Raw genomic sequence first — 11,729 nt, forward strand, 5'->3', positions numbered from 1 at the left:
TTTATGAAGAAATCTTTTCTCGCCTTACTCGTCATTGTTTTACTTTTCGTTGGATTCATTTTGGTGAAAACTTTGACTTTCACCTCCAGTCAACTAAAGGTTGATGTCATTGAAAAAATTACTATCCCGGAAGCTGCCATAGGTCATTTGCAACAAGCACTACGGCTGAAGACGATCTCGTTCGAGAATGAAAGTGAGTTCGACTCTACTGGCTTCGAAGCTTTCAACCGGTTGTTGCAAGAAAACTACCCCCTGATCGATTCGCTTCTCGAGCACAAAGTATTTAGTCAATACAGTCATTTATACAAATGGCAGGGTTCCGATGCGACACTCAAACCCATCGTCTTAATGGGTCATATAGATGTGGTGCCAATTGCATCTCCAGACAAGTGGACAGTCGATCCCTTTGCCGGAGAAATAAAGGACGGCAAGATTTGGGGCCGTGGTACCATTGACGATAAGTTTTCAGTAATCGGGATTCTAGAAGCTACAGAAATGCTCTTGACTGATGGTTTCGAACCCAAAAGGACTGTCTATCTTTCCTTTGGTCATGATGAGGAAATAGGCGGTGATAAGGGCGCTGTCTTGATTGCTGAATATTTGACTCGACAAGGCGTTGAAGCAGAATTTGTCTTAGATGAAGGGTATGCCATTACCCAGAAACTCATACCCGGTATTCAGCCTGACGCTGCACTTATTGGGATAGCTGAAAAAGGCTCGACCACGATAGAATTTACTGTTGATATGGAAGGCGGTCATTCTTCACAACCCGCCAAAGAGACAGCTATTGATGTGCTTTCCAATGCCATGGCTAAACTTAAAGCCAATCCCTTAGAACCCACATTATCAGAGCCCATGCAAGGCTTTATGGATCAACTTGGACCTGAAATGGGTTTTGTTAATAAGATGGCATTTGCCAATCGGAATCTGTTCAAGGGCATGATCATTAGTACCTATGAAAATGCTAGCGGGGCAGGCAATGCGCTGGTAAGAACCACTACCTCTCCAACTATCTTTGAAGCAGGAATTAAAGAAAATGTAATTCCCACTTATGCCAGGTCAGTCGTGAACTTCAGGATCATCCCAAGGCAAACGGCTGACGATGTAATGACTCATGTCAAAACGGTAATCGATGATGGGAGGGTCAAACCAAAGTTCTATGGATTCAACACCAACCCATCCAAGGTATCTCCCATTGATAGCCATGGGTACAAATCCATTAACAAAACGATCAAGCAAGTATTTGACAATGCCTTGACTGCTCCCAATTTGGTGATTGCCGCAACAGATTCTAGGCATTTCGGAAGTGTGAGTTCAAACATCTACCGCTTTGTCCCCTATCACATCAATGAAGACAATATCAATACATTTCACGGGGTTGATGAACATATTCCCGTTGAAGACTATAAAGATGCGATTCGATTCTATCACCAATTAATCAAATCTAGTCTTGATTAATTCTCATAAAAGAGATACCTTATTACTCACATTATGAGCAAAATATTCTTCTCAATTACAATTATCCTCCTTTTTGCTGGAGGACTTTATCTGGGTACCGGAGGCTTTATGCTTACAAAGTATGAAGGATACAGTGCAGAACATGCCGAATTTGAACGTCTGAAAAGAATAAAGAGTCGAAAGCGAAACGATATAAACAATGAAATTAAAATACTTAGTCAGTTACCCACTTCAAACAGTCTTGACTCTCTTATCAGTGTGAAAAAGTACGAGGTATATAGCTCATATGATGACGATGAATTCTTCATAGGAATATCAAGTTACCTCAACCTTGAACATTATGATGTTGAATTGCAACTCAACAAGTTAAAAAATGTATTCTCCTGGTTATATGGATTGCCCACTGACTTGGTCTACTTCTTGACTTCTTGTGCGTTCGGAATTGTAGGAGGGATCATAAGGCTCACAAGAGCATCAATAATTGGCCAGAAGCAAACGATTCAGAAACAATTTCAATACGTTTTAATGGGAGTAATGATGGGCATTATCGTTGTCGGTGTTTCTTACATCCTTCCAAATTTCTTATCATCATCGTCCATTGAAATCAATAGCACCACACTTATGTTCCTCAGCCTTTTTGCTGGTATCTTTTCAGAGACATTTTTCAAAAGGTTAGAGGCAACATTCAAATCCACTTTCAAAAATGAATAGATTAGGTTTAGTACTCTCGCTCTTTGTTATCTCATTTACATCCTATTCACAAGGCATTGAGAAAAATTCGCTTTACCAATTCAATTATAAAATTGGATCGAGCCGTAAGATTTTGAATAGCAATCAGTTGAATAAAAAAGGAACACTAATCGTGAAGAGTATAGATGACGTTCTAAAAGTAGGTCAACAGGTTGGGAACGTATTTATTATCGATCCGAGCTATACAGCTAAAATGGAGGAAGATGGCAAAATACAGATCAACCAATCTAGGAATGGTTTAATACTACAGTACAATTTTACCTTTGGACTTAATATTCCCTCAGCAGAAACAATCAAACTATTAGATCAACAGGGAGAAGTTGTGAAGAACTTTCAACTAACAACACGGTCGAGGGCTGTTGCACTAGCCTTGTGCTCAAATCACAACCCTCCAATTGGCCCACATGGCTGTGAACCCAGTGATGAAGGTAAAAAGGTGTGCCATGAAGAGCATAAATGTATTTTTTAGACTCTAAAACCAACCTGCTCCCAGGTTTCTAAATGGCCAAGGAATAGACGCCAGAATTAGAATTAAACCGATCAGATAGAAAGTTGCTACAGCACCAAACTTCTTAGCATCACTGGCAGCTCTCTTAGCTTTGCTATAACCCACTGTGATCAGTGCAATAGCGATAAGCATTAGCAAGATGTGTTCAACCGCATAGAATCGATAGACAGGATTCTTCATAAAGCCCTCGACAAACTGAACTTTCTCACTAATAAAGTAGAGGGCAAGGCCCGCTAACAATTGAATATGTGTAAAGACCATCGCGAAAAGTGTGATTTTCTTATCCTTAGCGGTCCAAGCTCCTCCTTTTTTCTTTGAGAATGCATTGAAGATTGCTGCTATTAATAATACCAATACGACCCACCTTAGGCCCGAGTGCATGTGTAAAAGTCCGTTGTACATAGCTTTAAGTTTGTTCCACAAATAAAGCACAGAAAAATGATAATTGTTTGCTTATTTAGGTTCAGTTCAGAATCGTCACAAAAAATGAAAGCTGCCCTTTATTCAAAGTTTCAAGGTCCCGTTACGATTGAAACTCTTCCTGACCCAGCACCTGTAGCAGGTGAAGTAGTGCTAAAAGTCGAGGCCACCGGCTTGTGTAGATCTGATTGGCATGGATGGATGGGACATGACAGTGACATTGAACTGCCTCACGTACCAGGACATGAATTGGCTGGAACAGTTGTTGAACTTGGGAAGGACATTACCAGATTTAAAGTAGGCGATCGTGTCACGGTACCTTTTGTTGGGGGTTGTGGTAAATGTCCAGAATGTGCTTCAGGCAATCATCAGGTCTGTGATAATCAGTTTCAACCTGGCTTTACCCATTGGGGTAGCTTTGCGGAATATGTTGGTATTCATTATGCGGACATCAATCTGGTACGTCTACCTCAAGAGGTGACTTTTGAAACAGCTGCTAGTTTGGGATGCCGATTCATTACCTCATATCGAGCGGTCGTTTATCAGGGGCAAGTAAAACCAGATCAGTGGGTAGCGATTCATGGCTGTGGTGGCGTTGGGCTTTCAGCAATTATGATTGCAAAGGCAAAAGGGGCAAAAGTCATTGCCGTAGATATTAATGAAGAGGTACTCAAAATGGCCCAATCCATCGGTGCCGATCACTGTGTTAATGCTATTGAAATAGATCCTGTAGGAGCAATCAAGGAACTATCTGCAGGTGGAGCTCATGTTTCATTAGACGCCCTCGGAAATAAGACCACTTGTTACAATTCTATAGCCAGCCTTAGAAAAAGAGGTAAGCATATTCAGGTTGGCTTAATGGCTGGAGATGACTATGATCCAAAAATCCCAATGCATCTGGTTGTCGCTAACGAACTGGAAGTGATTGGTAGCCATGGCATGCAAGCTCATGTTTACCCAGAAATGCTCGACATGATCAAAACGGGGGATTTAACACCAGACAAACTTATTGGCGACTTAATCTCACTAGAACGAGGGGCAGAACTACTGCCCAGAATGAACGAGTTCAAAAGCAATGGAGTGACTGTAATCAATCAGTTCTGATCAAGTAGTTGATTTATTAAATAAAAAGTTCTTCGCACCATTTACAATTGCTGGAACGATAGCAATGACTGCTGTTAAGATAGCAAGTGCTTTATCCACCATATGTTGCTCTGCCAGGGTCAAAAACAACAAGAGTGAAAGAATGATAAGTATAGTAATCATTCGGTACGTGCTCCAGCGCCCCTTTCTGTTGGCTTCCAACTCAACCTTTAGTACCTCATCGCTATTGGCCATTGAAAGGATGAAATTTCCGAAGCTTTCATTCATCAATTTCGGACCTCTTTCTCCGACAATAAGCAGACCTGATTTTAGTAAACGATTAATTACAGCTCTATTCGATGAATTGAGGTAGCCATCCTCAGCCGAATCATACAGTACCAGTCGCTCTTCTTTACCACAATTTTTCCATAGTGATAAATAATATGGTGTTGCAATCTCCTGAATTTTCAGGATCAAATTCTCTCGTACATTCTGGTTGAACAAGTCCCCGTATATCTTCTTCCTTTCTGCATAAAAATCCGTGTAGAGACCTTTTAAATACCGACCATGCATAAGCTCTATCTTCAAGAAGTCTTCCATGTTTGAAGCCTTTTCAGAAAATTCCACATCTTCTTTCAAAGCTACTCGGAACACATAAAAATCATAGAGAAGTGATTGCCATAAGGCTCGATCTAAGGTAAATGCCGTACTGGCGTCTCCTTCCTTAATCTCCTGGTCATAGTTTTCTAGAATATGGATAATATCAACTGAGGAAGTGATCAGAACAACAGGTTTTTTACCGCTCGGACTATCATAAATATGATGTTTGATTTTCGTGAGTAAACTTAATTTCACTCGGTTCGCCTCTTCATCCTCTACCTTATAGCCAAGTTGTTTTACAATGATAATCTCCGGACTACCATCAATCTTAAAATCTTGTTTATGATCGGTGGCCAAGTTCATACCCATAACATCAAAAGACTTGACCTTATCCTCTGGATAAGCCTCACAAACAGATTCAATCAACTTGTTTTTACCAGAAAATGGTAAGCCCACTAACATACAATTACTACCTTTTTTAAGATACTTCATTATATGAGCCACTTCTAAACCAAGGTCTCCATGGTTGGTCGGATAGTTGTATTTGTAAAAGAAGAGCCTCGACCGAATGACGTTTATATATAGCCATATACAAGGCACCACTGCTACAAACAATAATAATACCCACCAATAAGTATGTTCAAACTCTCCTTGCGAGCCAATGTATGTATTCAATGGTTTCATACCACTGTGGGACATACTCTCCTTATTGGGTGAATTCTTTATGGACCAATTGATATCAAATATTATAGGGGTATCACCCAAGTCAGTTAACACGCCCACTCTAAGCAAATCATAGACAGGGTCGGCTGAAATCATTGCCTTCTCTGGTAATGGTATTGTAGACCAATTGACCAGCTTGTTTTCATAAGCACCAGAGACATAGGAGAAGGTAATAGACGGCAAAAACGAAACCGCTATGATCCAACTGGTCATGAAAAAGCCATAGATCAAGGATCTGTATTTTATATACATACGCCCATTTTCAATTTTCTTAATGAGCATATCCTTATTAAGGATGGTCAGCATGGTCAAAAACAAAAGCAGACAAGAAGGAATAGTATACTTTAAGTCCAGTTTGAATACTAGCATTAAGCTGAGTAGCAAAACGGAGATTAAAGGCAGAATAAATTTATTCATCGCAAATCGCCCGCCTTCATCTTGATTGCCATGACTAGTCAAGACGAGAAAACTTGCGACACACGTCAATAACACCACTACTAACTGGATTATCAATAAAGTTGCAAAGCTTATAGACTCATGAGCTACTAATAGATATACCTGAAAACATGAATAGAGGATAAATAACAATCCCAGCAAATAGTATTCGCCATCTCTACCATTGCTGGGAAGCAACCATGGAAAACCAAAGCGCTTCTTCGCCAAAGCACTTTTCCTGTGATACATCTTTCGGATGAGCCAGCCAATTGTAATGAGGAGAAGAAATAATAAAAGATTCGAAATGAAGGTGACGCTTGAACTCGCTGCCAAAAATTGATTAGCCTGATCGAAACTGTAAAAGGCTGCAACATAGTAATCCCTAACGGGAATAATCTGATTGTCAGCACTCGTAATGTTCAATCGTTGAAGGTTTAAATAGCAATTTTGGTCTTCAAAATTAATATTCATCACTTCGGACTGCTCCTCACCACTATTGAGAAAGCCCACCAAGTGCTCATCATTGAAGGTGTAATCGATCAGCGTACCACTGATGTTTACAGGCCTAGAATCAAAGTAAATATTACCCTGATCGTCTATTATTTGATAGAAGAAACGACTATCCTCATTTGTTCTAGTCAAACCAGCGGGTGTTGCCGTGACTATGTTAATTGCATCAAGAGACCTGCGTTTAGAAAGAGCAAGTTCAGTATTAGAACTTGTGATCGACTTTACGAATTCCAGGTAAATCGGATTTTTTGATATTGGACTATACTGATTCGCACGCTTAATATAATCTCTGTGTCCAAGTGAGTTCCCCTTAAGCTCTTTTTCAGCATTATTGACAACGTTAGCGGATCGATCTCCTCGCCAAATAATAATGCTTTGCACTTCACCATCAACCGAAGTCCAAAATAGTTCATTTATCCCGGCTACATCTTCTGCAAAAGTCTTGGAATCATTGAGAAAATCATCATATGACTCAATTGATTTATTAAATGATTTCGCAATTAATGTTCCGTTTTTTTCTAACTGCTCATGTGATTTAAAGCGTATTTGGACAAAGCTAAGTATGAAATAAGTGGTGATTGTTAGAAAACCAACAATAAAAAAGAGAGTTGATGATACTCTGAAAATGTCCTTATGACTCAGCCTTTCTGTATAACTTAGGTTGTTCACTTTGATATGTGGCACAAGCGAAATCAATAAAATCACCCCGATCAAAAACCCTATAGATAACATGGGGTCAACAGATCGCTTTTTTGCCAGCCATTCGGTCTTTTCCTTGAAACCTAAAAGGCTATATCGTTTTCCTTTAAGGTGAAAACTCGAAATAAATACTTTGTAATCCACCTGCTTGAAGACCATTTCCGTTGTTCTAACTTCGAAGCCATCCGCTGAGTCTAGATTTGCGATGATTAGCTCGGGCCTACTGATCTGAAAATATGATTGGCTATAGTAGACATTCTCTTCATCCAGTATGAGGTATCGATCGAAGAATTCATGTTCCTCTGTGAGTGTGTGAAAAAAATCATTCACCGAAATGAAGAAGGAAAGCGGCTTCGATGTAGACAGGTTGGCTGTTTTTGCAATATATTTTAATGAGAATTCTTCACCCTTGTGGTAAAATCCCACCGTGTCTAGGTGATCAACCCTCCTAGTTGAATCAGGTGTAGAACAGTTGAATTTAGAATCAAAACTTTGATCCAAGTACTCACAACTTGTCTGGGAATTACTCTCTGCAACAGTTTTAAAGAATTGGTCTCTGGCCTCAATACCTTGCATAAACTGTTGCAGTTCATGTGCACTCTGTTGATTGAGTAGCCTTTCGTTATCCTCTATATAAATAAGGAAATAATAGGCGTATGCTAATCCTACAAGTGCAAAGACGCCCCAAAAAAGCCAATTGACTTTTTTCGAAGCCCTTTTGGTCCGTTTTGAAAGTGGCATGTGTGTCAGGTTGACGGTTGGTTTTGGTCGTTGCTCGTCAAAACAACGCATTGAATATAATTAGATATTCAAATAATACCAATTAGCCAAGCTCCAAGACTAGAAGGTCAGTTTGTCCAAAAATAAATAGACACCGACCGAACATTGATCGCCCTACTCATACCTGAGCGAATCAACAGGATTCCTTCTTGCGGCAACATAGGTTTGGCCTATCACTGTCAGCAATGCTAGTATTAAGGTCAACAGGCCTGCCCCTCCAAATAACCACCAACTGAGTGTGGTCTGATTGGCAAAATTGGCTAACCATCCATTCATAAAATACCACCCAAGCGGACAGGCTATCACAAAGGCGAGCAAGACCCACTTCACAAACGACACACTCAGCAGCCTTACAACCTCTGATACATTAGCACCAACAACTTTCCGGATACCAATCTCCTTGATCCTCTTCCGAGTTTCGTAAAGTGCGAATGTGAATAGACCAATAGATGACAGTGCCAGACCAACCAATGTAAATAGAATAAAGATTTGAGAAAGCTTCTTCTCACGGTCGTACTGAGCCTGTACTTTGTTTTCTAACAATGTATATTCAAAAATCCTCTTTGGGTTGACTTGACCAAAAAGTGTCTTCACCTCCGAGATCGTTTCTTGGAATCTCTCTCCATTAAGTCTAATTAAAAATTCCTTCTCAACATCATTGAAGAAAGTCATAACCAGAGGCTCTACCTTCTTCGACAAATGCTCAAAGTGAAAATCTTTAACTACACCAATCACCTGCCATGGATCATCTTCTCCACTCCATGAGCTGCTGGCTATTTTCGCATCTTCTACGTCATCGATGTTCCAATATTTCATAGCTGCCTCATTGATAACTACTTTATGCTGCCTAGAACGATCTAGCGAGTCCGAAAAGAACCTTCCTTTTACCACTTCGAGGCCTAGTATTTCTTGATAAGTCGGTTCTAAAGTCATCAGGTTCACATCCGTATATTCGTACTCACTATTTGCCAATTTCCATGCCATGGAAGAAGCACTACCATCTACTGGCAGCGGCCCTTGCGAAAAGGAAACAACTCCTGGTATCTTGAGCAACTCACTTTTGACCAACTTATAGTCTTCTCTTTGCTTCAGTTCTTGTTGTCTTGTAATCTCTGGATTATCGAAGTTATAAGGCACCCTTTCGAAAAAGTTGATACCCACTACATTCTCTTCCTCATAACCCAAAGACTTGTTTTGCATGTAATTGAACTGCTTAAAAACAACCCCTGTCACAATGATCAAGGTTATAGCAAAAACATATTGAACTGTTGTGAGAAACTTACCTGCATTGGACTTTTTGCTCTTATTAAGATTGCCCATCAAGGCTTGAGAAGTGACAACACTAGAGGTTTGAAAAAGTGTAATAAGAGCAGATAACATTACGAATACACTTATCCCTATTAGAAGTGTCAATAATAGTTCGAGGGTAGTGAAGTTTTGACCTATACCAAGAAAGTTCAAGTAATAAGGTTTGATCAATTCAAAGCATAAAAAAGTGACTACGATGCATGTGCCAGCATAAATAAACCTGTTAACAAAAAGTTCTAAAGTAAAATCAGTCTTACTAGCGCCATTAACTTGCTTAATACCCCGAGTTTTAAGTTGTGATATCGTTAGAGTAGTCTGGAGATTAGTGAAATTGAAAATGCTGACAAACAGCACAACCAACGCTACCAAAATCAAGGTATTGACCTCATCTCTATTACCGAATTTAACGAAGAGATCTTGTGAGAATCGGTAGTCAAAATAGATGTTAGTGAATGCAACTGTGGAAAGTATACTCTCCTTAAACTGAGGGTGATTTCTACCCACATGTTTGAAGGATTCGTCAAAGGCAGCTTTGTCAAAACCTTCTTCCACAAGTAAGAATTCCTGAGATGCGATGCCCCAGAACTTATGCATATGAGAAGGCACCATAAAATCAAAGCTAATTGAGCTATTGGAAGGAATATCTTTCATGATGGCCCTGACTTCAAAGTATCCGGTTCTGTCACATTCTAGATAAAGCGTCTCTCCTATAGGGTCCTGATCTCCGAAAATCTTCTTGGCCATTGACTCAGTAATCACAAGGCTTGTCGGGTCTTTCATGACATTTTCCCGGTCACCCTCCAGCAATTCAAAATCGAAGAAGTCAAAGAAGGTACTATCTGTTACAAGGCCTCGCCCTCGATATTCCACTTCGCCCTTCACCAACTTAATGCGATTCTCATTGTATAAGGCAGTACTGAGAACACTTTTGACTTGTGGATAGTCTCCGTAATTGACCTTGAAAAAAAGTCTCGCTCCAATAGGGCTGACTTGATCAATTGGGCTCTGCTGGAATACGGTCAAGTAGATATTGTCTACGTTTTTGTGCAATCGGTCGGTAGACAACTCATTATCGACCCAAACATAAATGAGACAGGCACTTAATACCCCCACCACCATACTCGTCAAGCTGCCAAAGGCAATGAGTTTATTTCTGAATAATTGTCTTAAGGCGAATTTGAAATGATGTTTCATAGTTTGAGAGAGGTTTTCTTTCTATTACGATGGTCCTTCGACAAAAAAAGTTGTATCCAAAACTAAAACTTCAATGCTGCATATCCTTTCAGTTGATAAGTGGTCATGGTAGTAAGCATAGATGTAGCGGTTTCTAGACCAGGCGCAAGTTTCGTGTGATCGATATTTCTACCCATCATTGATTGAGAACAAACGAAAATCTTCACACCAGCTTCTTGAAGCTCTTTAAAAAGAGGGATATGTGGATTATCAATGCCATACTTCTCCTTGTACTTATCATTATTTAATACAGACCAAACCGCACCACCATGAATAGCCAGAACTACCTTCATGTTTTCCTTCTTCACTCCACCCATTGCATGTAAGTTCATAAGTCGAGCTACATTAGAAATGGAGTAAAAAGGGTCATCCATTTTTGATGATCCCGTAGCGACATCTATAATCACCTTATACTCCATATTAGGGTCAGGCTTTTCAGTGGCATGTGGGGCATCAAATATGCCTCCGTAACTTTTGATTACCGGGTTCACCATCTCTTGAGAAAGAGCGGTATTGGCTAGGAATAAAACGAATAGTACGGGAATAAAACGCTTAATATTGATCATGAGAGGATTGATTTATCTTGATTCCTCAATAGAGTGAATTTTCAAGACTTAGTCAATCATTCTTTTTCAAGATCCGCCCATCTTAAAAAATGAGTACCCTTTGAGTTGATAAGTACTCATAACAGTCAGTGCAGAAGTGGCAATCTTAATTTGAGGCACCACGTCTTCTGGTTGGTGCCCAAACATGTTCAAGGATTGACCACAGACAATCATCTCCACTCCAGCCTCATCCAATGCCTCGTAAAACTTGACATACGGGCTTTCCACTTTGTACTTCTTTTCATATGCCTCCGCATTGATTACTGAATTAGTAGCTGCCGCATGGATGACAACAGTCACGTTGAGGTTTTCGGGTTTAACACCCCCAATGGCATGAAGGTTAATTAAACGAGCCACGTTATTGGCGTAGAAATTCAAACGCCCTGGTTTTTTCATATCGTGTACGATCTCGATCAGAATCTTATACTCCATATTCGGATCGGGGGTCACGGCTACATTTTCTAGGTCTAGAATTCTTCCATAATCCTTAATAATGGGATTGGCCCAAGGCTTGTCTTGCGCAAATGAAAGGTTAACAATTGAAAGAATAAAAGTTGTAAGAATAAGCGTTTTGAACTTCATGGTACCGGTTTAGAAAGATTAAATACGAGATAATC

At 40.0% G+C, this 11,729-nt stretch carries 9 protein-coding genes; 4 read left to right on the forward strand and 5 right to left on the reverse strand.

Annotation, left to right across the window (positions count from 1 at the left end):
- Positions 1–3 precede the first annotated feature (3 nt).
- Genes J4E76_RS08945 through J4E76_RS08955 form a run of 3 tightly spaced genes read left to right on the forward strand, consistent with a single transcriptional unit; the run spans position 4 to position 2,677 of the window.
- A complete protein-coding gene (locus J4E76_RS08945; protein WP_208503273.1) occupies positions 4–1,458 on the forward strand; it encodes a M20 family peptidase in 1,455 nt (484 codons plus the stop codon).
- Positions 1,459–1,491: 33 nt separating this feature from the next.
- On the forward strand, positions 1,492–2,169 hold the full coding sequence (locus tag J4E76_RS08950) for a hypothetical protein (RefSeq protein ID WP_208503275.1): 678 nt from the start codon (positions 1,492–1,494) through the stop codon (positions 2,167–2,169).
- Complete coding sequence (locus J4E76_RS08955) at positions 2,162–2,677, forward strand: hypothetical protein (protein WP_208503277.1); 516 nt, start codon at positions 2,162–2,164, stop codon at positions 2,675–2,677. The genes J4E76_RS08950 and J4E76_RS08955 overlap by 8 nt, the downstream gene beginning before the upstream one ends.
- Positions 2,678–2,680: 3 nt before the next feature.
- Here the strand turns inward: J4E76_RS08955 and J4E76_RS08960 are convergent, their stop codons facing one another.
- Positions 2,681–3,118 carry a cytochrome B gene (locus J4E76_RS08960; protein ID WP_208503278.1) on the reverse strand — a complete coding sequence of 146 codons (438 nt, stop codon included), beginning with the start codon at positions 3,116–3,118 and terminating at the stop codon, positions 2,681–2,683.
- Between the two features lie 84 nt (positions 3,119–3,202).
- Between J4E76_RS08960 and J4E76_RS08965 the strand changes: the two genes are divergently transcribed.
- Positions 3,203–4,240, forward strand: coding sequence for a zinc-dependent alcohol dehydrogenase family protein (locus tag J4E76_RS08965; RefSeq protein ID WP_208503280.1), 1,038 nt, complete (start codon positions 3,203–3,205; stop codon positions 4,238–4,240).
- On the opposite strand, the gene J4E76_RS08970 is transcribed toward J4E76_RS08965, so the two are convergent.
- The 4 genes from J4E76_RS08970 to J4E76_RS08985 all read right to left on the reverse strand — a co-directional run bounded on the left by J4E76_RS08970 (position 4,241) and on the right by J4E76_RS08985 (position 11,694).
- Positions 4,241–7,927 carry a hypothetical protein gene (locus J4E76_RS08970; protein WP_208503282.1) on the reverse strand — a complete coding sequence of 1,229 codons (3,687 nt, stop codon included), beginning with the start codon at positions 7,925–7,927 and terminating at the stop codon, positions 4,241–4,243.
- A gap of 153 nt (positions 7,928–8,080) precedes the next feature.
- A complete protein-coding gene (locus J4E76_RS08975) occupies positions 8,081–10,468 on the reverse strand; it encodes an ABC transporter permease (protein WP_208503284.1) in 2,388 nt (795 codons plus the stop codon).
- A gap of 62 nt (positions 10,469–10,530) precedes the next feature.
- Positions 10,531–11,073 carry a DsrE family protein gene (locus J4E76_RS08980; RefSeq protein ID WP_208503286.1) on the reverse strand — a complete coding sequence of 181 codons (543 nt, stop codon included), beginning with the start codon at positions 11,071–11,073 and terminating at the stop codon, positions 10,531–10,533.
- Between the two features lie 66 nt (positions 11,074–11,139).
- Positions 11,140–11,694, reverse strand: a complete 555-nt coding sequence (locus J4E76_RS08985) for a DsrE family protein (protein WP_208503288.1) — start codon at positions 11,692–11,694, stop codon at positions 11,140–11,142.
- Positions 11,695–11,729 lie beyond the last annotated feature (35 nt).

The organism is Roseivirga sp. E12, assembly GCF_017592825.1.
In the GTDB taxonomy this organism is placed as follows: Bacteria; Bacteroidota; Bacteroidia; order Cytophagales; family Cyclobacteriaceae; genus Roseivirga.